Source organism: Dickeya sp. MK7 (assembly GCF_000406305.1).
Taxonomy (GTDB): Bacteria; Pseudomonadota; Gammaproteobacteria; order Enterobacterales; family Enterobacteriaceae; genus Dickeya; species Dickeya fangzhongdai.
Genome location: NZ_CM001984.1, coordinates 1642002 through 1664794, shown reverse-complemented (window position 1 = coordinate 1664794; position 22793 = coordinate 1642002). Strand labels below are relative to the sequence as shown.

Below are 22793 nucleotides of genomic sequence, written 5' to 3'. Positions count from 1 at the left end.
TTCGAGCCAGACCTCCACGATGCACTGTTCCGTGAGCGAAGATTGATTCTTCAGGAAGGGCGCTTCTCCCGTGATGGCCGACGGGAGGTAGACCAGGCAGCGGCGAAGGAGCTTCTTGAGATCGTGTCGGAGGAGCGCCGCGATATCGTTCGTGACGCGCTCAAAAACTTATTCCCTCCCCTCGAATGGGCATATGGGGGGACGAACTATGCAGACAGCTTCCATCGCCGGTGGTTGATGGAGAAACGCGTATGCACATCGCGCTACTTTCCACGTTACTTTGAACTCCAGACAGCGGTCGGAGAAATGTCTGAGCGCCGTTTCGTTGATTTTCTCGATGCAACAGCGACAGAGGTGGAGCTCTCTGCGGCAATCGCTGCCATCGAAGCTGACGGCCTGCTGAATTCGCTCGTTGCAAGACTTCACGAATCCGTAGACCGATTACCGACCGATAATGCTGCTGTTCTGCTCCCGGGGATATTTGGACTTGCTGAAAAACTCGCAGGTACGAACAGCGGCACCTTCAACTCGTCATATGTGGCAGCATGGGGAACCACAAGTTGTTTTCTGAAACGGATTCCAGAGGATGTTCGAGGTGGTTTGGCTCTCGAAGCACTCCGTAAAACGAAAGCGCTATCCGTCGCCTCGATCCTGATCCATCTCAGCGATCCCACCAATCGGAATGAGGGCGAGAGTAGAACCTTCGAACCAGCGTTAGATCTCAACACAGTTGGGGCAATGAAGACTGAATGGCTGCGGTTGATAAGGATCCGCGCAGCAGACGGCGACGCGCTGATTGCAGAACCGGATCTCATATCCCAGCTCTATCGCTGGAAAGACTATACAGATTCAGTGAACGAACCACGAGAGTGGATGATGAAAGCAATTCAAACCGACCAGGGCTTCGCAACCATGGTCACACGCCTGATGAGCCGAGGTACGAGCCATACGTACGGTGATCGGGTCTCCACGCAGCACAACAGTTTCAACAAAGAGACAATTGACGACTTTATTGGCATTGATATGGCAAAGGCCAAGTGTGATGCGATTAATCCCGCCCATTACCCTGAGCACGAAGAGGCACTGCGAACGCTGCTTAGATATCTCGAAAAGTGGCTCGGATTGAGAGCAAACGACATTTTCGATTTCTAGATTGTTGGAACAGCAACAGCTCAAGCACGGAGTACTGCTGTAAATCTCTCACTTAAGCGGACCATGCGCTTTTAGATATCTGACCTAACGTGCCATAACGTCCGCAATGTCTGCTTATGGCATTAGCTGCCATAATACGGTCAAGCAACTCACAGAATATTTCTGTCTCGCAATAAAGGTGCCTTTTCTGCTTTGCGTTGACAGATTCGCCAGTGCCTGGTTTATTACAGTCAGGTACCCAGGCTTTGCGTTATTCAACGAGGCCGTAACGTTAACCCGTTTTTAGCATTCGTCGAAGTTCATGATCCATATATTCATCTACAGCATTGGCATCAATTCCACCGGCTTTATACCAGACACGGAGCTCTTTAATCGCCAGAGTTCCAAACCTCGCCCAGCCTATGAGGTTCGTTCTCAGGAGGAACTGAATCATTTCTCCTCCTGAACGAAGTGCCGCATCTCCTGCATCCATCAAACACAAGGTTCCATGCGCAACCAGCAACATTCGCCTGAGTTCAGGGTTATTTGCAGAAGGAATACATTCACCCCAGGCCTTCTTATGGTAGTAACGTTGTTTAACCGTCCAGGTGATCCGCACAAGTAGCTCAGTAATAAGCACAGGGATCGCCATCGCTAATCCATGCCGTAAGTCGTATCCTTTCTCAAAAACCTGGACGGCGACAGTCGCGAAAGACTGGCGATGCTGACCAAATTCACCCACGTTAATAAACTGAAGTAATGAAAAGAAAGGAATAGGGATACCGGAGCCTCTTCCTGCTGCACCGGAAGAGCCCGCCATATCAGAGAAAAGGTGGCCCAGCCAGTTTACGAAACCGCTGAATACCTTAGAGACAACGTTATTCCCTTTAAGCTCAAAAGTTTCGGTATCCACGGAAACCAACTTTCCATCGGCAACAAAATGTGCCGTGCTGGTAAATTGGTCAAGGATCGAGAAAAATAAACCGACCAAGTCCGGGGAGTGGGCGAGACTTTTAATATGGTGATTTGTTGTGCTCATCCTGAACAGACCGTCAACATCGCTGCCATGTCGATGGTCATAATTCACCTTGAATTTACCCTCAAGAAAACCGATAGCGCTTTTTGTCGGATTTTGTGCGTTTTTACCTCCCTTCCACCCAAATGCTGAGGCGAATTTCTCGACAGCACCGTCCACTGCATTATCTGCAAGCTGCGTTAGTTTTCCTTCACCAGGTGCGCCCACCAGAAAAATATCGATAAGCCCGCCAATAACGCCACAGGTGCCAGCGATCATGTAATCATATTTGTCGCAGCGGGCCGTCTTTAACGTAAAGTCTTCCTGAATGCGTTTCTCAAGGGCAATTCTCTGGGTTGGGGACATCAGGGCACTAAACGGATCGACTGTTAAATCGATATTGTGCTTATGGGCATAATGCGAGACGGACTGAGAATAGGTTTCCCAGTCCATATCGCTGGTGAACGCTATTGTTTCTATCATTGACAGTTTACTGATACTGGACGATGACGGAGTCAAACCGGATTCAAGGTAATCGCTGAATTCACTGGAGACCGTTGTGTGGATGTTCTCATCAAACGTGATACCTGAGCGTTCCAAAACATCATCCATAGCCAGAATCATTTCATCTAAAGCAGCATCGGTGTCAGTTTGCAAAGCGTTAAGCGCTTCCAGAGCGGTATCAAGGTCACCCAATTGACGCTCGCTTTGTTCAAGCTGGCGCTTCTGCACCAGCAAGGCCGATACCTGAGTATCCGGTTTTTTCATTATGAGAACAGCCCAGTCAGTTTGCCTTTGATAACGTCCCCCGCTCTGAAATACCCGATACCTTCAAAGATGGCGGAAAGTTTTTCTAATTGTTGAGTGGATGCGTTTTCTTTTATCTTAAGTTTTTTCACTTCAATGCTCTTACCATCGTGCTGCTCTTCAACAATACATTCTTCATAGAATGAAAGAACAATATCATGGAATTGTTTTTTGATGGGCTCGCGGGTCAGCGAACTGAGTTTGGCTTCATCAAGATATACAGGACACTTAAGTTTGAGTGCACTGTTTTGCATTTTATTAGATTTCTTATTCAATTCATCCGCCGCACCGGTCAGTACATTCATCATTTTTTGAAGTTTTTGAATTTTTTCTCCTTGACGATTATGCGCATCCAGAGCTTCATTAAACTTTCCAGAAATATAATTGAGGTCATTGATCAGGACAGACAAAGTAGATTGTGTTTGCTTGATGACTTCATTAAGCATGAGTTCCCGGCGCTTGGTTTTATCCAGTTCATTGGCACCCGTAAGATGACGAATCCCTTTATAGGCACCCACACCTAATAACACCGCAACACCGATACCTGTAGCCATACTTGAAAAACCCAACACGCCGCCAAGTCCAAGTGTTGCAAGGCCAGAAGTGATGCCGGCCGCGGACATACCGATGACAGAGCCAGAGAGATAGACAGCAGCGAGCGGCACACCTACCGCGCCTGCTTTTGCCGTAAGTTCTTTCATGCTGCGTTTCAGCGCATCGTCGGAAAAATCTTCCAGCAACAACTTAAAGTCTTGCTGAATAGCCATCACTGCGAGCTCTATTTCTTCATCAGTTACGCCCAGCAAGGGTTGCACTTGCTGAAGAAATGGAAAGTTTTTATATTCACCGTCATTAACACTCATGAAAATACTAATCAGATCTTTAACAAGAGAGATTTTTATTGATTTGTTATGGCCAGGTACGCATTCCTGGTCAATGATCGCAATTAATTCTTCAACCGGTATCAGACTGGATTCTGCCCCGATATAGCTACGCAACATAAATCGGGATTCTGTCGTTAACTCAAGTCGGGTCATCAATAAGAGAATTTCGGCAAACTCTTTTTTATCAACCTGATCGTCATCGGAGAATGCCATGTTCACAATGACTTTGACATAAGCCACTTTGAGCGCTTCTGACATTTCGGCAAGGGTGATGAGCTGATCTTCTTCTTCGAACTCGTCAAAGTCACTGATGGTATGCTCAAGAACGTCGCTCAGTTTTTTGTAGTCGCACTCCATCAAACTTTTGAGTTGTTTTACCTCGCCACTTTTTAGTCTGAGGAAAACAGACTCTGTTCGCTTCTCCTTACCTTTATCATTTACCGTAACATCTTCTTTATATTCTACTGCTTCAATATTGCTGTAGAACACGCCATAAGGACTTTCAAAAGTTTCTTTTATGACCAGTTTTTCACCCGTAAAAACGATACCATCTTTTGCACTGCCAAATACTGTATTGTCATAAATGGCCAGCACCGCATTTAAGTTATCTGCAACATTGAATGCTTTAGCGACGTTATTAAGTTTTTTTTCAGGAATTCCAGGTGCAACAAAAACATTTTTACTTACTAGAGGCAAATTTTCCTTAAGAAAGGCATTAACGTTACTCAAAACTTTCTCCTTATTCGTTGCAGTGGATCGACGAATAATCGACCCTGGATTATTTCAACGCGTGATTATCTCCACCTAGAGTGTCACATTTTGTCATTAGTGCATGGGTATATGACTGAAAATATAAAAAGGAGTATGTCATTGGGCAAGTAAATCATTCACGAAATGACTGACCCGCCCCGGTAGACGATCCTGCCCTATAGTTTGACCGTATCAGGACGGTAGTAAGGAACAGTCTTCCGGTTCCGTTTGACGCCAAAAACCGGGAGAGGTTTCTGTTCCGCATGATAAACGAACTGGAACACACTCCCGTCAGCCACGACTAAATGCCGTCGATGAGGAAATCTATTGCGGCCTTTACCTGAGTACGGTACTGCGACGCATCACAAAACACCGCACCCAGGGCCTGCACAGGGATACTTGCCAGCTCGTGCGTCATTACGGCGTATTCTTTGCCGTCCGTCAGCCTGACGACGGGGACAAGGCGATCCGGTCGGCGGCCTGCCGGGTACTTTTCAACCGGGAGCAACGGGATCACTATCCGACGATTTAACTGCCCAATAATATCGCTCGTGACATCGAGCAACAGCGGGTAAATGGCGCTTTTCCCGGTATTACCGTATACGGTGAATTGCATGGTTAAAACGTCCGGTATTCATCGCTGAAACACCCCTGCTCATCATGAAAACGATTTAATGCGTCGATGGCCTCCCTGTTCTCTTCCTGCCATTTTTTCGCTTCATGGTGGCGAAGCTCTGCATCCAGGGCGGTTGACAGGGTGGCACTCAGGTTAATCCCCGCTTCACGCGCCCGGACCAGTAAGGCACGCTCCACCGTCATGGTCACGCTCTGTGTGTTGCGTTGTTTCGCGGTCATGATTGCTCTCCTGCATGAGATACGTGCGTATTACACGGCACAATACACTTATCATAACACCAAAAACAGGCCCGGCTACCGTTGCCGTCCTGCAAACGTCACCGTCAGCCGTCATACCTGAGCCGTCGTTTACAGCAATCACCGGTGTAAAAACGCCGTTTGCGGGATGCACGGGCTCTTTGCCGCCCGCACCCGCAGCCTGAGAATATTCCGGGCATTGAATGCCCAGAATATTCTCAGGGAAATTGAAAACGCCGTCACGCTGCCTGTCCTGATATCAGGTTAACGCCACCTTCCTGTGCGGTGTCTTGGGCTTCAACTCAAACCGTATCCATCAGATAACGATGCGCTTTCGATGCCGCGCTGGCGGCTTTGAAAATATAGCGCTTGTCGTTCTTCAATGCTTTCAGCCAGGAAGCGATATAGCTTTCATGCTGAACCTCTCCGACGATCCCCAGATCCGCCATCAGGAATGCGCTTCCCAGCTCGGCGATCAACTCTTCAAACGCGTACCCCTCACTGCCAAACTTCCCTTTCATTTCACGGTTAAGACGCGCTCTTGCTCCGCTCCAGTGAACCAGCTCATGCAGGCCGGTGGCGTAGAAATTAGCAGCATCGGAAAAAAGGTGGCGCTCCGGCAACCAGACTTCATCCGTTAATGGCTTGAAAAAGGCATTTTGACCTTTCTCTACGATGCGGGCACCACTGCGGCGAAACAGGTTTTCAGCCTGCGGTAACGGTTCGATCGTCTCAGCGGGGCTAACAACCTCAGTAGTCAGGGGAAGGCCATCAATTTGTTCAACGTTAAACACGGTGAAGGTTTTCAGCATCGGGATAGCGTCGATTTCTCCTTCTTCGTTTTCTTTTTCCAGGGTTGTATAAAAAATGGCGGTCGTGCCGTGCTCGCCTTTGCGAACCTGCCCGCCCACTGCCTGTGACTGCTTGTAGGTCATCCAGCGTGGATCACCGAAGCCCTGTTCTGACGCACTGCACCACAACAGCATGATGTTCATTCCGCTATACGTGATACCGGTTGCGAAGTTGGAAGGCAAACCGGACATGCCTGGCACTCGCTGCCACGGACACGTCCAGGGCTTCACTCCGGCTTCCAGCGCGGTAATGATGCTGTCGGTGACAGTCTGATAAATATCGGTTTTGGTTTTGGAAAATTTCGTTTTTGAGGAGCCTGACTGCTCCAGCGGGGATACGCTGGTCGCCGCTGCGGTGTTAGGGACGCTAGTGTGGGTATGCAGGGAAATGGTCATGGTTTTTTCTCCGTCAGTGGTGTGATTTTCGTCTTCGTATCGCCTGACGGTTCGCTTTCCCGGCATCGTTCCGGCACGCAAGGGCGCAGAATGCGTGCCATTTACCCTTGCGGGACGGGTTGTGTTGGGAAACGATTAACCGGAAGCTGATACGGGAACGGAAAGCACGCGGGAGAAAAAACCACCCCTGCATAGCCGGGTGTAGCGCCCCTTAGGCCGCAGCGGTGAAATGGGTTTGAACTTGGGTTGGAATATTTTAAAAAACAGCTGATAGCGATCAGTAATGTTGTTAAAGGGAGATAGTGATCCTTAAATGACCATTTTGCTCAGATATTCATAAGAGGAGGTTATCCACGATTCCGTGTTGTTGAAATTAAGATTAATAATTCCCGATTACGCCACCGGTTGAATAGGATGTAAACAGTTTTCCATGAACCAAGTACCTAAAACATCCCGTTAATGACCTTGCGATGCTGAACATAATGGTGACCGACTTTTTGCGATCGTTAAGAGGAAAGCAAAGGTGAAATTAGTTCCCATGCGGCGTTGGGATTTTCGTAACGAACAATCAATGTATCCACATGAAAAATACACTAAAATATATTGCTGAACACAGTGTGGCAATGTCCGCATCTGGTGCAGAGTTGACTGTCAGATTCGATTGATCACAGTTCCGTTGTAGAGGCATAGCTGTTCGGCGCTGGACTCTGGTAACGTGCCGCCTCAGCCACGCCCCGTTACCAGTTAGCTCCCCTGCATCAAATTTTCTGGTAGCTGATTCCAGCAGCCCGGACTTTCGCTGTCGAAAAACTCTATGAGGACATGTGGTCCCAGATTATCTCTGATTAATTGGTTAACTCTGGTGCAATAAGCCTGATCCCCCCGAAAAACAGATACGGCGACGCGTTGTATTCTTGTTCTCGCCATGCGTTTTAGCAGATGTACGTCATGCTCACCCATCCCCCAACCTAAAATCACCAGATTTTCACGCGGTTCGGTGAGAATTTCACGGTAAACTGTTGAAAGATAATAGCTACTCTGAATAGAGCTAACCTTCTGCTCATACGTTCCTTCGCTGACAAATAGCGGAACAACTTCCTCGCTTTGCCAACTTTCCAGAATTGATTCGAGCAGGCCAGATCCTCGGATATGGATTTTATGTTCCTGTTCAACACGGTTTCGACATAGTATAAGGCTGCCGTGTGGATAAAAAACAAGTGTATTAGATTGTTCATTTCCAAGCATCCCTCTTAACCGTTGCCAGTCCTGCTCAAAAAGACCTCTGGTAAGAAAGCAGTCCTTAAATCGATGATGATCGTTGATATCCAGACCATATGTCATTGTCCAGTAAACGATCAGGTCATAATTAAGCGAAATAACCGTGTTGAATCTTTTCAGAAACTCGTAAATATATGGCAGTTGTTCATTCACTTCATCATGTTCAGGATGCACATCGCGTACAGCCTGAATAAGGCATTCGCGGATTCGGAGGTAGGCCTCATGGGTACGAGCATCCTCAATTTCTAAAGATTTATTGACGTTAGACGCCTGCCAGACGATACGCAGAATAAGTTCGAAATCTTTGGTTTTAAAAAAGTCAAACAGCCTACGGACATCTTCCGCCAGACTCTCTCTTTGCGTGACGTGTTCAAGCAGAGATCCATATGCAAAACGAGGACTGACGGCGATGCTTGCGCCGTTGCCCAGTAAAATAGTCCCATCGTATCGTTGCGCGAGTTCAGACCACTGCTGAATGGTAAATGACATTTTAGCTTTCCACTCCACTAGTGAATTCTTTTCCTTAAATGAAAAACATTTTACAGCGAAGGTTCTAACTGTTTGCGTTTTTTAGTGGCAGTTTCAACAACCTCATTCGCCGAAAGCGAAAATTATCTTTATTTTCAGTCATTAACCGAAATTAGGCATATAGCCCAGCCATTTACCCATATAGATATTATCTTCATGATTTTATAGACTATCCAGTTAAGAATATTCTTTTCAGGAAATTGAGCGATGCCCCCGATTCATCAATACTATTTTATGGTGAGGTCATGAGCGTTAAAGCCGTCACGAGCGACAATCATTTAATGGAACCTCACGAGGCGGGATTCAGTTTCTATGAGTTTTTCGCGGGCGGCGGTATGGCCAGGGCTGGGCTGGGAAAACAGTGGCAATGCCTGTTCGCCAACGATATGGACCCCATAAAAGCATCGACCTACATCGACAACTGGGGCGACGAACATTTCGACATACGCGATGTACGCGAAGTTGCCCCCGATGAACTGCCGCTCCACGCTGATTTAAGCTGGGCCTCATTTCCCTGCCAGGATTTATCGCTGGCCGGCAATGGCCTGGGAATTGGCGAAAGAGATTCCAGCGCGGATGAAACCACGCGTTCCGGCGCGGTATGGCCGTTTCTCGATTTAATAAGCAGGCTCGGTGAGGAAAACCGTAAGCCGCCGATTCTTGTTCTTGAAAATGTTCTCGGGTTGCTGACGCTGGATCAAGGGAGTCATTTCGCCGCGATATGCCATCAGTTAAGTAAAACGGGCTACCGATATGGCGCAATAATCATTGATGCAAAGCACTTTCTTCCACAGTCTAGGCCCCGCGTATTTCTTGTGGCGATTAGTCGCCATGTTTCCATTCCCGAATGTTTGGTTTCAGAAGAACCTTTGTCGCAATGGCATTCACCTTCGCTCCTTCGCGCCTGCGATGCGCTGGCGAAGGATGCTCGCAACGACTGGATCTGGTGGTCGCCTGGCAATATGCCAGACGCCAGAACGAAGGAGCTGGACGACTTAATCGATTTTGAAGACGAAAACGCGCTATGGCATTCTGTCGATGAAACACAACGGCTTATCAGTATGATGGCACCGGCGAACCTGGCGCGCCTGGCGAACGTGCAGGCATCTGGCGCGACAATAACAGGCAGCCTTTATTTACGCATGCGCAAAGAAAAAGGCGTTAACAGGCAACGGACTGAAATTACGTTCTCGGCCGTTCTTGGTTGCCTTAGAACGCCAAAAGGCGGGGCTTCTCGTCCTCGTATTATCGTTGTCAAGGGCAATCAGGTGAAAACGCGCTTGTTGTCGGTCAAAGAAGCGGCAGCGTTAATGGGGTTGCCGGATGATTTTATTCTCCCGGCGGCGTATCAGTCGGCGTTTAAAGTGATCGGTGACGGCCTCGCCGTTCCTTCCGTCCGTTTTCTGGCCGAACGTATTCTGGAGCCACTGGCTATGGCCGTCCGAATTAATACCCACCGGACGGAGGATATTCGCGAATGAACTGGACGTCGCCCGTTACGCCCGATGGCTGGGAAAGTAAACTGATCGATTATTTTCTCCGGTTCGGTGCCAACGGCGATGCGCAGGATATCCGCTGGTTTGAAGTTACGCCGGAGACGCTTGCGGCGGCATTCGCCGACAGCGGCGTTAGCGCGGATGAAATTGAAGAAGCGTTTCGAACCTGTATGTCAAAAATACGGGATCTGCCGCAGCGCCTTGAAGGCGGCATGATGGAAAAGTCGACTCGTCGATCGCCCGGATATTTTACTTATCTTGTCATGACCTTGCTTATTAGCAGTCAATTCGACGCACAGGAAGAACGTAATGATTTTCGTCTGAAGCTACAGAACTGGTTGCGAACCGGGCATAGCTTTCAGAACTTATCCGGCGTCAACGCGATGTGGGAGGCATTAGCCGAATGGCTTAACCAACGTATTCAGGAAGGCGAACCCTACAGGCGTCTTGTCCTGCCGCCGCGGGATGGCTGGGTTCAGATCGGTCACACCTTGCGGTTGGCATTCCCGAATAAAGCCGATCTGCGTCTGATGAGCGAATGTCTCGAAAGCTATCCGCAAGCCGCCGATAACCCACGCCAGTTAATCGAATACTTTCAGATTGTTATTCAAAGACAAGGCGTTTCTCATGCGATGAAGGAGGCTTTCGCCGAATTCAGAGACGCGTGGTTGTTGGGGCGCCGCGCGCTGTTCGATATGCCTTTCTGGCGCCTGCGTCAACGGGCGGTCGGGATATCGTCCTGTATAACGAAGCATCAGACCATCATTGATATGTATGTCGACTTCGACGGTTCGCGGTGTTATTTCAGTAATGCAGGCGAGAGAGACGAAAGCGTTTTTCATCCTACGTTATCCAAAGCCCTTAACGCCCGCGACGCCGGGAGCAGCGAAAATCTGGGGAAGGCGACGCAGGCCGGTTTACTATTTTTTTATGAGATCGGGCACGGGCGCTGGAGAGCGAAACCGTCTCCCGACGTATACTCGCAACGGTTTCATATCGCCTTATCCAGTAAACATTCCGTACAGATGAGCAAGCGCCTCAACGGTTATATTGCAGAGGACGATTGGATTTTAACGGCTCAGCCACTGAACCAAGTTTCAGCGATGGATATATTTCGCTCACTAAGGTCCTCTTTGGGTATTCAGGATGATGACGTTACGCGCCCTCAGCTATACGGTGGAATACGAGTACCTGGCGGATGGCTGGGATTACCAGCGTTTTTGCCTTCTGTTGAGTCAGATACGCGACGCTACAAAATATATTCATCCCGGAATGATGGAGCAGGAACCAACGTTTCTATAATAGATAGTCGTCTGATTTCTTCTGTGTCGCTTAGTGGTGAGTTCTTCATCGAGCCGATGCTTGAAGTGGGGGAAAAAACGCCGCCGTGGCGGCGTCGCGCGCGCTTTTTCACCCGCGCCGTACCGCACCCAACTTTAGGCGAAATCGCAAGATACCGGTTTGAACCTCTTTGTGACTGGTCGACGCCTTCACTAAAGGCACCGATGTTTAATTTCGAAGAACTGTTACAGTGGGAAGATAGCGAAGCATGTTGCGATCATCTTCTGGAGGCGATTTACGCCAGCGGAGCCAGCGGCTGGGAAGAAGCCGAGTTATTCGCGCTTCTCAGGCATGTGGCTGGCAGCATCAACGTATGGCATTTGATTCGTTGTTTACATCATGCGGGTCTGATCCAGCCACGCCTGCGCCCTGGCTGGAAAGGTCGGGCATGGACGCTGGTTAAACCTTCGTTGCTTCATATTTGCAACGGAGAAAATTCTCTGGTTATTGTGGAAGGCGCTGTCTGCGCCAGTCTGATGGATAATTTTCAAAAAGCGGTCACCGGGCTGGGCGGGGAAAGTTTCCGTCGTCGTGGCGTAAGCCTCTGGTCGCCCCCTGTATTTGGGGCCGTACTCGCTAATCCTGTTGCATTATCTCAGCGTCTGGGATGGCCGCTTATCGAAGCCCCATCGTCATCCGCTACAATACCGCTTTCACTGGTCACGACGGAACGCACCGCTGAACTATACGAGCCTGCGGCAGTCTGGAACTGGCGTTCAGGAAGATTCCAGCCGCATAGCCCCACGGATAAAGACGTGGCATTACTGTCGCTTCATATTCATCCAGGCGGGCGAGATCATGATATCTATCGGGTCGTTTCCGGGCGAAAAACGACGCATTATCTTTCCCGAACCGCCGCTATTATCGTCGCAGGCGCGAAAAACAGGGAACCCGTGTTTGAACGAGTTGCCAAAAACCATCTGCTATGTCTTATCAATGATTGCGGCCTACCCGATGCGCTGGCCGCGGGAATACGGCGTCACACGCTCAGAAACGGAGGTCCGGTGGATTCCGGCTACGCCTATCCTGTCGATGACGTCTCATTCCGCTGGCTGGAATCACTGCTTCCGGGGTGTTTCTATTCCCTCTCTCCAGACGGCGAGGGCGATATAAACCGCTTAGTTTCCGCTAGTCGCCATTCCGGCGGAAAAATACGTCCGATATGGCGAAACGGTCGGCTAACGCTGACGCAGGGATTATAAGGAAAATGAAAGATGAGCAAAATCCCTTGGTATCTTGGTCAATTTGATCGCAGAAATTATCAGTCTTTCCTTAAAGCCATCGCGCAGGAAACGCCTGACGGTTGGCGTACGATCGAGAACCCTAAGAAATTGTTCCCTCGTACGGGTGAAGTTGAGTTTAACGAGACTGACGCTTTGCCGCTTCGTAAGGGCGAATGGGCCGCTTTTCATGTTGGGCCCGGAATACGCAACAGAGCGCAGGCGAAACATGCTCGCCGTATTTATCCTTATTATGATTTATCTTCCGGCCAGTCGCTGCTGGAAGTGCGTCGCCAATTAAATTTCGATGGCATAACGACAGATGGCGAACCGGGATTATGGGCTATCCGTTTTGGGCCGGATGCTCTGATTCTTGCGAATCTGGCTGAGTCGAAATCAGGTTGTCTGATCCTGTCCAAAAGCCAGAACGTTTATGAATATGATTTCCATGAGGGTGGCGTGATTTCCGTATCCGGCATATCTGAAAGCGGAAAATCGTTTTATATGCCCGATGTCGATTCGTCACCTGCCCGAATACATGACTGGACGCCGGATAAGCAGTATATCGAAAACGTCATTCAACTCCTTTCCTGCGCTGATTCGACAGCCGCGATCGCTTCATGGCTTCGGGTGCATACAAATGAGCAAAACGGGAAATTAACTTCCGGCGTCGATGCTCTTCTGGCTGCCGCTCAAACGCTCCGGGCAGGAGAGCTAGCTAAGAAACTGGAGGAAGAGGATTCGCTGACTCGTCAGTTTACCGAAGCGATGTTGAAGAACCAGCATATCGCCCGCCTTCTCGACCATCAAATACAAAACATTGCGGAAGAAGAACGAGTCGCGTTGCGCGCCGAACAGCATAAGTCGCTCGATAAAGAGTTTTCTGCTGAACGCCTGCGACGTTGGGAATCTATTGAAGCGGAAATGGTCGTTTTTGAGAAGACAAGGAAAAGCGAGATCGAAGAGGAGATCGCACAATTACGGCAGCTCGAAGAAGAAAAATTACATTCTGATTTTGCAGAAAAGAAAACGGGTATAGAACAAACGCTCAAACAGGAAAAAGCGTATCTCGAAAGCGAAATTAGCTGTCTGAAAGACGCCAACGCTGATTTATGCGCTCAGAACGAAAACGAGCGTCAGATATTGGCAGCCCTGACCTGCGAGCGTGAAGCATTTTTGGCGTTTTTAACGGATGCTGAAGAACGTACCGCTCAGGCGCAAATTGAACTCAAAAAAATGGATATAGCTATTGCTGAAAAGGCGCGCCGCATGGCTTACTCAGCGATTCCTGAAGTACGCCTCCCGGCGCAAGCGAGAGTCGTATCCTGCGAAGAATTCGGTCACACCGTCAGAGAGAACAAGTTGCTGACACCTGACGGAAAGATACTCATGACGCAATTTCTGGCGTTAATGTTGGCAGGAGAATGTCCATTGTTATCTGGCCCTGAAACGCAGGACTTCCTTGCTGTTGCCGAATCGCTGATTTCTTCGGGCCGCTCCATCCGACAGATCGCCGATCCAACGATGATTTCCTGCGAAGATCTTTGGGTTCGTGCGGGAAATAATATGGCGACGCTGCTTTATCAGGGATTATTGTTGAGCGAGGCTTCTTGCCCCCGAACGATCCTCGCCGTCATTGAACGTGTCGAATGTTCCGCCGCGCGTTTCTGGTTGCCAGCGCTGAAAGACCGATTGCACGGCGGCGATTTGCCCCGACGCTTTCTGATTTGCGGCACCATTGAAAACGAAGATTGTGAAGAGACGGAGAAAATGAAGGAACAACATCTTCGCCTGCGGATGGAAAACGTCGTCATCCGGAATGCGATTGCGCTGTCCCCTTTACATCTTTCTTTAGAAAATCATAGCGAGCTGGATCCCGGCCCGGCATCGCAAGGTTCGCTCCCGGATAAACTTGCTATCGCGGATGAAATGTCAGCAGGACGTCTGGATCTGGTAAATACCCTACGGGCGATGAGAACGGCGCATGAAGCGGTGCCGTTCGATGATGAAAACAAAGCGCATCAGAAGTATTTAGTCGATTTATACGCCGATTTACAGAATAACGATCTATGTGCCCATTAAATGGCAGGAGAAGGAAATCATGTTAGACCCGATAGGCGGTTTTCGCCGCATTCAGGACTTCTTCATTTCGTATATAGAAACTAACTTCCGAATTGCCGATCCTTTCGTTACTGCCTCAAGACGCAATCTTTTGAATAGCAGTGGAGAATTTGCCGCGGAGCCCTACATTGAGCCTGTTTTACGGTATGAGTCTTCTGATAAAACGCTTGAAGCTCTGGCCGAGATGGACGGTGGGCCGCTGAATAGCTTGTCTCGCAAAGGCCGTAAGGCGTTCGCCGAACTAGCGTTATCCGGTCTGTTCGATTCGAAACCTGGTGATGAAGTCTGGCCGCGTCGTTCGGTCCATGCGCCGTATAGCCATCAGACTGAAATGCTTAAGCGCGGTATTCGTCCTGGTAGCCCGGGAATTGTGACATCGGGAACAGGTTCGGGAAAAACGGAAAGTTTTATGTTGCCTATACTGGCTGCACTATCGAATGAGGCTGTCAGCTGGGCCGCGCCTTGCGACGGTTATCTGCAAAATCGATGGTGGAACGGCGAAAAAACAAGCTGGATTTCTCGTCGCGAAGGAGAAAAACGTCAGGCGGCAGTCAGGGCGCTGGTGCTTTACCCGATGAACGCTCTGGTTGAAGATCAAATGGCGCGTTTACGTAAAACGTTGGATTCAGATGACGCGCGGCAGGTGATGGAGCATCACTTTGCCGGGAATCGAATTTTCTTTGGGCAATATACCAGCGCAACACCGATTACTGGCTATGCCAGCCATCCACGTCTTTCCGGAGTCAAATCGGAAAAAAGTCGCCGTGCTCGTAATCTTGAAAAATTACGTAAGGCGTTGAAGCGAATTGATAGCGATCAGCAGGCTGCGCGCGCATTCGACGAAAAAGAAAACCCTTCGGAAAAGACCCGATATATATTTCCTTCGACAGACGGCGGGGAAATGATGTCTCGCTGGGATATGCAGGCTGCCCCGCCTGACGTTCTCGTCACTAACGCCTCAATGCTAGGGGCAATGCTTTCGCGCGAAGTCGAAGACGGTATATTTGATGCTACGCGCGAATGGCTGATGAATAACAACGACGCGTACTTCTATCTGGTATTCGACGAGCTGCATTTAATGCGTGGTTCCGCTGGAACCGAAACCGCGATGTTGATTAAGTCGCTGATTATCAGACTTGGGCTTGACGACCCGAAACATCGCTACAAACTGCGTCTGCTGGCGTCTTCCGCATCGCTGCCGATGGATGGCGTGGATGGAGAGCAATCACGGAAATACCTACGCGATCTATTTGCGCCCTTCGGCACTTGCAGCGATTCTCTGGATCCCGGTAGCGATAAGCCTGATTTCTGGCGTAACTGCGTCATTCAGGGAAAACCTTATATACCATCGAAACCAGAAGGAAAAATCGCCGTGCGGCCTTTCGCCGCATTAATGCGGGTTGCCCTTGAGGGGCAGGGAAATGTCGTTCGCAATCTGAACATGACGAACGCGCTGAGTCAGGCTTTGTCTGATGTCTTCCTGGCTCTGGGCGTGAAAGCGCAAAATGATATGCAAGGCATTAAACAAGCGGCGGAAAAAGCGGCTGCGCTGTTGACCAACGCTTGTATAGAAGAAGGCAGCGAGTTGCCGCGAGCAATGTCTCCTGGACTTATCATTGATAAGATTTTTCTGAAGGAAGACCCGGCTAAACAAGATGAATTGGAATTAGCATTACGCGGGTTAATGCTGGTGCGCGCGCTGCCGGAATCCGGGATGGATTGCGAGAAACCCGCCAACGTCACACCAGCTTTTCGCGTGCATACATTCGTCAGAAATATTGAAGGTTTCTTCGCCTCCGTATCGCCGGGAGAGCAAAAGGCGAAATTCGCCGATTTTTGCCTCGAGCGAGGCCTGTCGCATGCACCATCAACACCAGACGGAAAACGTGGTCGCCGTTTGTTCGAAATGCTGTATTGTGAAGCGTGCGGCGAGTTACTGATCGGCGGTCAGAAGGGACAGAATCGCGGTAAAACCATCGAATTATTACCTTCGGCGACCAATCTGGAAAATCTTCCCGAACGCCCCGGCGCTGAATATTACGATGATATGACGTGGGATGAATTTGCGGTTTTCTGGCCTGTCGATATAGCCGATAAAATTCCGGCATGCTGCGAAAAAGGTTGGGATGCCTGGGATAAGGCGGCGCTTAATCCTGTTACAGGCATTGTGACGATTGAGCAGGAAATATCGCCGACAAATACTGACGTGGTTCGCGGGTATCTTTATTTCCAGAAAACAATTCCGGCTAAAAAAGGCGAGCTGACAAAGCAACCCTCCGCACAGCCTTTCTGCTGTCCTAACTGCGGCATTGACTATTCCAGCCGACCTGCCAGCAATCGTTCCAGAACGCCCATTCGCGCATTTCGTACCGGTGTGACTAAGTCATCCCAGCTTGTGGCGACAGAGTTATTTGAATTGCTGCATGCGATCGGTGCGGAAGCAAAGAGTATTGTTTTTTCCGATAGTCGACAGGATGCGGCATCGATGGCGCTGGAAATTGAACGTTTGCACTTGCGCGATCTGCGCAGGGAAATATTGGTCGCAGCAGCCAGAACGATGCTTAAAGAAGCAGAAAACAATTACATATCAGAAGATATTATTAAAGAGAAAATGAACAAAGCCATGCTGGCTAGTGATGGTGATGAATACGGTCGGCTATATGCTCTCAAAAAATATCAAGAGGGCATTGCCAATCTTTGTAAGTATAAACGCATAAAAATAGACAGACTATTAGAATCTGAAGGTGATTCAATCGGAAGAATTACATCTGAGCTGGTTGGGTTGGGAATATCACCCTATAAGTATCGTTCCAGTTCAGATGAGGACGATAGCAATGTTTGGCATGCTAATTTCACTAAAGAAGATGCGGCTATTAAATATAGCGAAAGACTTTCTTCTCATGAAAAAATGAAGATAAAAACAAAAATCTCCGGAGATCAATTTGAGCTGATAGATGACGTTATTTTTGCTAATACCTTCTTCGCGCTGGAAGAGACAGGTCTGGCATATCCATGCATATCAGATAAAGATGACTCACCAGAATTAGATGCATGGTTAAGGGTATTTTCAGGTGCCTATCGCGTTACGGATAATAAATATTTTGACTCTACACGTACCCGTGATTGGTATGAAGGAAGTCATGTCGAAAAAGAGAAAGTTAAGCGTGTCGCCAGAGTCTTATTCGGTGATAGCGGGTATCAAGATGGTTTAACGCGTATTTTAAATCAATTTTCTCTGCTTGAGCATAAGGCAGGACTAATCAATATCGGTAAGTTGTTCCTCAAAATCAGTAAACCAGGCGATGATTACTGGCAATGCGGAAAATGTGGGCGAATTCACTTACATTTAGGGTTTAAGAATTGTACTCGCTGCTTAACCCCACTCGACATTGAACCCAGCGGAGTTGTCGAAAAGCTGTGGAAGGAAAATTTTCTTGGTAAACGCATTGTACGTGGAGAGCAAGACGGAGTTAAACGTTTCAGGCTGAACGTCGAAGAATTGACGGGGCAGACGGATGATTTCTCCGATCGTCTACGTAAGTTCAAGGGGATTTTCGTCGATGAAATGAGTGAACTCGAAAAATTAGATGCGGAAATCGATATGCTTGCCGTTACCACAACGATGGAAGTCGGGATCGATATCGGTTCGCTTCAGTCGGTTTATCAGGCCAACATGCCGCCTCAGCGTTTTAATTACCAGCAGCGCGTTGGTCGTGCCGGACGACGCGGTCAGGCCTTTTCTTTCGTGATCACATTTTGTCGTGGACGTACTCATGATGCTTACTATTTCGCTCATCCTCATGCGATCACCGGAGATCCGCCGCCGCCGCCTTTTCTGGCGGTAGATCACAATGCCATTCCATTAAGACTTATGCGGAAAGTATGGCTTAGAGCTGCATTTAATCTTTTACGTGAAGAGGATCATAAAAACGGAACAACTTTCCCTGGAGATAAACTCGTTCCGCCTGATATTCATGGCGAATATGTTTCTACGCATGATTACTATCATAGCGATGAAACTAATTGGGCTGAACGATTGCTGGGAGCGTTGAAAGCAACTCAGAATATACATGATCGCTTTATTGAAGCAGCAACGTTCAATCCAGAGCAAAGACAACGTCTTTATTCCACATTAAATGCGGAAAAAATAATTGATGAAATCGCTGAATTGAACGCTTACGTCCCTGAAGAAGATATGGGACTTGCACGTTTCCTGGCCGAGCACGGTAAACTGCCGATGTATGGAATGCCGACTCGGGTGCGCAACCTTTATTTGGGATTGCGTAAAACAAAAGGTCTAAACGCTCAAGAAGAATACGAATGGTCGACGATGGATCGCGATCTTGATCTCGCAGTTTTCGAGTATGCTCCAGGCTCGGTATTGATTAAGGATAAGAAAAAGCATGAGGTAATAGGCTTTACAGGCAATTACCAAGAACCACAGGTCCAGAACAACCGAATATCGGATCTCTCGACAGTAGGCTCGTGGCAGGAGTCATGCAGCCATGTAGCAATTTGCCCGGCATGTGGTTCCGCCAAGCTAGAGTTACATAAACCTGACAACGACATTAATTGCGAGGATTGCCGCACGCCTATCAGTCCTGAAGAATTCAGGCTTTATATCACGCCAGCCGCTTTTCGTACGGATTTCAAACCCAAAGACGATATGGATAGTTTTATCCGCATGTCGTTGAAAACCACGGCAACAGTGTTGCATGAAGGCGTTCCAACAAAATGCGATTCTTTCACTGTGCAACGCGGCGAAGTGACCATTCTACGCCTCAACGATGGTCCCATTAACGGAGAAAAGGAAGGCGAACGATTTACTGTTGACTTGGTGAACGATCAAAAAGCGCCGATGCCCTTTTCTACTTATTGTCCGTCAGTTAAAGGCGAACAGGCAATCGATTCAGGCTGGCTGAAATCGCACAATAACCCGCGCTGGCAGTTTCGTGGCGAGAAAAAAAGTTTTGGCCTCGTATCAAGTAAAGAAACGGAATCTCTTCATCTCGAATTAACGAAATTCGATACTCGTCTTAATCTGGATATGGTTGCCAGATACGGCGAGTACATGAATTTGCCTACGCGTGCGGCGGCTATCAGCGCGTCCCAGATATTGACGCATAAGGCAGCGCTCTATCTGGATGTTTCGCCAGATGAATTCGAAATGCTTGAACCCCGACTGCATCTTGGTAAACCCATATTGCAAATCGCCGACGCGTTAATCAACGGTTCAGGATTATGCAGACGGCTTGCCGAACCAGCAAATGCTGACGGCTTACCTTTGATAGTCAAATTATTGCATGAGATTCTCGAAGAGAATAGCGGCTGGCCGATGGCTGATTTTCTGAAAAAGGATCACCCGACTCAATGCAAAACCGCATGTTACAAGTGCATACAGCGCTACGGCAACCGCAGGTATCACGGTTTGCTGGACTGGCGTTTAGGTATAGCCTACTTACGGGCGATGGTTATGCCCGAATTCGCATGTGGTCTGAACGCCGCCGACTGGAATCAGCCAGAGATGAAAGGATGGCTAGAAAGAGCGTTTGAGTTAGCGGAAGACGTCGAGGCTCTACGACCAGCAACAATCAAATTGTCAAAAGAGTATTCGTTACCTGTTCTTATCGAAATACAGGATGGGAAAGAGCTTTGGAGAGCGGCCGTAACGCATCCTTTATGGCAATGGAGAGATGACGAACGTGATGCCCTGATTGCCTCTTTTGGATTGGCTGGCGGGGAGTCGCCGCTACGATTCATTAATACATTTGAACTGGAAAGACGACCGTTGCGTGCGCTGGCGAACCTTAAACGGAGTTAAAATATCACAATAGCGTTTATTGTTACTGGTTGATGTTTTTAGCCGAAGGCGCTTTCAATGTGAAAGCGCTTTTAAACTACGCCATAACATAGCGAGGTTTTCTCATGGATACACTGACTCCGGCCAAACGAAGCTATGTTATGTCTAGGGTTAAAGGGAGAGATACCAGCCCGGAGCGAATCGTTAGACGCCTCGTCTACCATGCCGGATTTCGTTATCGCTTATGCGATCCGCGATTACCGGGCAAGCCAGACTTAGTGTTTTGGGGAAAACGTAAAGTTATCTTCGTGCATGGCTGCTTTTGGCATGGCCATGAGGGATGTCGGCGACATCGTATGCCAAAGTCAAATCAGGAATATTGGTTTGCTAAGTTGGAAAAAAACAAAGTCAGGGATTCTCTATATTTATCAAAGCTACACGAAATGGGCTGGCGGGCGTTGGTAGTGTGGGAGTGCGAACTTAAAGAGACGGATATCCTTCTGGAAAGATTGAAAACGTTTTTAAAAGAATGAATGGTGCTGCTTTAAACGCTTTTTCATGGGTTAAAATGGTGGTCATTCTGGTGGTCTTGACAGAACGGCAATTCAGGTTTAGCTTACTTATTAGCCAGTTACTGGCAAAGGCGATCCCAGTCAGAGGAGCCAAATTTAAGAAGCCTGCTTAGGGAACTAAGCAGGCTTCTTGCTTTTATCACGCCATCTCATCAATGGCGTTTTTATCCGATAGGCTCACCGTCAGGATTTACCCGCTGGAAGCGGACTGGGAGATTATATTGCCATCAGTTCAGTAAATCGCTCAGGAAACGCCTTGCGCGAGGGTGCTGCGGTGCGCTAAAGAATTGTTCCGGCTTGGCCTTTTCCAGAATTTCGCCCTGATCCATAAACCAGATGGTATCCGCCACATCGCGGGCAAAATGCATCTCATGCGTAACGCACATCATGGTCATGCCTTCCTGCGCCAGCGAACGCATCACGCTTAAGACCTCCCCCACCATTTCCGGATCCAGCGCCGATGTGGGTTCATCAAACAGCATCACCGGCGGCTTCATCGCCAACGCTCGGGCAATGGCGACTCGCTGCTGTTGCCCGCCGGAAAGCTGCGCCGGATAGGCGTTGGCTTTGTGCGACAATCCGACGCGCTCCAGCAATTCTCCGGCATGTTTGCGCGCTTCGGAACGTCTGGTACCCAGTACTTTCACTGGCGACATCATGATGTTGTCCATCACCGACACATGCGGGAATAGATTGAAGTTCTGGAAAACAAACCCAATACGCGTACGCAGCTGATTCAATCGCGTGCTGCTGCCGTGAATATCTACGCCATCAAACAGAATCTGCCCTTGCTCAATAGGCTCAAGACGGTTGACCGTGCGAATCAGCGTGGACTTACCTGAGCCGGACGGCCCGCACACCACCACCACTTCACCCACTTTGACTTCGGCGCTAAGATCGGTCAGCGCATGGTAGTCGCCGTACCACTTGTTGACCTGATTAAACAAAATCATCGGGATCATGATGTTTCCTTATTAAGATTGCGGTTGGCGAAGAAAAGGGAATTGTTCTGCGCATCGCCCTGCGGTGGTTGTTCGTTGAGTCTTTTGTTAGCAATATAGTTTTCGAGCTTATTCGCCAGCCACGTCAGGCTAAAACAGATGATGTAATAGCTTAGGGCGACAATAGCGAACACCTGAAACGGCTTGGTCAACAACTGATTACTAACCTGATTTGCCGCATAGGTCAGTTCCGGCACGTTAATGACATAGCCAAGCGTACTGTCTTTGATAATCGACACCAGTTGGCTCACCAGACTGGGCAGAGAATTGAAAAAAGCCTGCGGTAAAACCACCAGCCGCAGGGTTTTCAGGTAACTCATCCCCAGCGCCCGCGAAGCTTCGTACTGGCCGTGGGGCAGCGCCTGAATACCGCCGCGGACAATCTCGGCGATATATGCGCTTTCGTAGATAACCAGCGTGCAGAGCATGGTGGAAAAGCCGCTGATATTCTGCCCAATCAGCAGCGGTACGCAGAAGTAAGTCCAGAACACCACCATCATTAACGGAATACCACGCAGCGTGTAGACCCAGCAGGCGGCGGCCCAGCGTAACCCGCGCCACGGCGACAGGCGAGCCAGCCCCACCAGCACGCCAAGCGGAAAGGAGAGCGCCACCGCCAACAGCGAGATTAACAGCGTGCAAAGCACGCCGCCCAGCGGCCCGTTCGGGTATTGTCCCATCAGGAACAGCATGCTGTGGTCGTGCAAAATAGTTAAAACGTCAAACATA

At 48.9% G+C, this 22793-nt stretch carries 13 protein-coding genes and 1 pseudogene; 6 read left to right on the top strand and 8 right to left on the bottom strand.

What is annotated here, in order from left to right:
* Positions 1-1152, top strand: a pseudogene (locus DXXMK7_RS07240) (NTPase); the annotation flags it as partial.
* A 271-nt stretch (positions 1153-1423) separates the two neighbouring features.
* On the opposite strand, the gene DXXMK7_RS07235 reads toward DXXMK7_RS07240, so the two are convergent.
* From DXXMK7_RS07235 to DXXMK7_RS07210, 6 genes are all read right to left on the bottom strand, one after another.
* Positions 1424-2914 (bottom strand): hypothetical protein, encoded by a 1491-nt coding sequence (locus tag DXXMK7_RS07235; protein WP_038918490.1) that lies wholly within the window; start codon positions 2912-2914, stop codon positions 1424-1426.
* Complete coding sequence (locus DXXMK7_RS07230; RefSeq protein WP_038918489.1) at positions 2914-4566, bottom strand: hypothetical protein; 1653 nt, start codon at positions 4564-4566, stop codon at positions 2914-2916. Before DXXMK7_RS07230 ends, DXXMK7_RS07235 begins: the two co-directional genes overlap by 1 nt.
* A 322-nt stretch (positions 4567-4888) precedes the next feature.
* The gene (locus DXXMK7_RS07225) at positions 4889-5203 is read right to left on the bottom strand and encodes a CcdB family protein (RefSeq protein ID WP_038900914.1); all 315 of its coding nucleotides are present in this window, start codon (positions 5201-5203) and stop codon (positions 4889-4891) included.
* A 2-nt stretch (positions 5204-5205) separates the two neighbouring features.
* The gene (locus DXXMK7_RS07220; RefSeq protein WP_038918488.1) at positions 5206-5442 is read right to left on the bottom strand and encodes a type II toxin-antitoxin system CcdA family antitoxin; all 237 of its coding nucleotides are present in this window, start codon (positions 5440-5442) and stop codon (positions 5206-5208) included.
* Between the two features lie 320 nt (positions 5443-5762).
* Positions 5763-6707: an ArdC family protein gene (locus DXXMK7_RS07215; protein ID WP_038918487.1), complete on the bottom strand. Its 945-nt coding sequence runs from the start codon at positions 6705-6707 to the stop codon at positions 5763-5765.
* A gap of 744 nt (positions 6708-7451) precedes the next feature.
* Entirely contained in the window at positions 7452-8474 is a 1023-nt protein-coding gene (locus tag DXXMK7_RS07210; RefSeq protein WP_038920880.1) for a DUF4917 family protein, read from the bottom strand.
* Between the two features lie 284 nt (positions 8475-8758).
* Between DXXMK7_RS07210 and DXXMK7_RS07205 the strand changes: the two genes are divergently transcribed.
* From DXXMK7_RS07205 to DXXMK7_RS07185, 5 genes are all read left to right on the top strand, one after another.
* Positions 8759-9994 (top strand): DNA cytosine methyltransferase, encoded by a 1236-nt coding sequence (locus tag DXXMK7_RS07205; protein ID WP_038918486.1) that lies wholly within the window; start codon positions 8759-8761, stop codon positions 9992-9994.
* Positions 9991-12552 (top strand): hypothetical protein, encoded by a 2562-nt coding sequence (locus DXXMK7_RS07200; RefSeq protein ID WP_038918484.1) that lies wholly within the window; start codon positions 9991-9993, stop codon positions 12550-12552. The genes DXXMK7_RS07205 and DXXMK7_RS07200 overlap by 4 nt, the downstream gene beginning before the upstream one ends.
* Positions 12553-12564: 12 nt before the next feature.
* Complete coding sequence (locus DXXMK7_RS07195; protein ID WP_038918483.1) at positions 12565-14652, top strand: hypothetical protein; 2088 nt, start codon at positions 12565-12567, stop codon at positions 14650-14652.
* Positions 14653-14671: 19 nt separating this feature from the next.
* Positions 14672-20512 (top strand): DEAD/DEAH box helicase, encoded by a 5841-nt coding sequence (locus DXXMK7_RS07190; RefSeq protein WP_038918482.1) that lies wholly within the window; start codon positions 14672-14674, stop codon positions 20510-20512.
* A 104-nt stretch (positions 20513-20616) separates the two neighbouring features.
* Complete coding sequence (locus DXXMK7_RS07185; RefSeq protein ID WP_038918481.1) at positions 20617-21024, top strand: very short patch repair endonuclease; 408 nt, start codon at positions 20617-20619, stop codon at positions 21022-21024.
* A 266-nt stretch (positions 21025-21290) separates the two neighbouring features.
* Here the strand turns inward: DXXMK7_RS07185 and DXXMK7_RS07180 are convergent, their stop codons facing one another.
* Both DXXMK7_RS07180 and DXXMK7_RS07175 read right to left on the bottom strand, forming a co-directional pair.
* Positions 21291-22025 (bottom strand): amino acid ABC transporter ATP-binding protein, encoded by a 735-nt coding sequence (locus DXXMK7_RS07180; protein ID WP_038660262.1) that lies wholly within the window; start codon positions 22023-22025, stop codon positions 21291-21293.
* Positions 22022-22792, bottom strand: a complete 771-nt coding sequence (locus DXXMK7_RS07175) for an amino acid ABC transporter permease (RefSeq protein ID WP_038918480.1) — start codon at positions 22790-22792, stop codon at positions 22022-22024. Before DXXMK7_RS07175 ends, DXXMK7_RS07180 begins: the two co-directional genes overlap by 4 nt.
* Position 22793 lies beyond the last annotated feature (1 nt).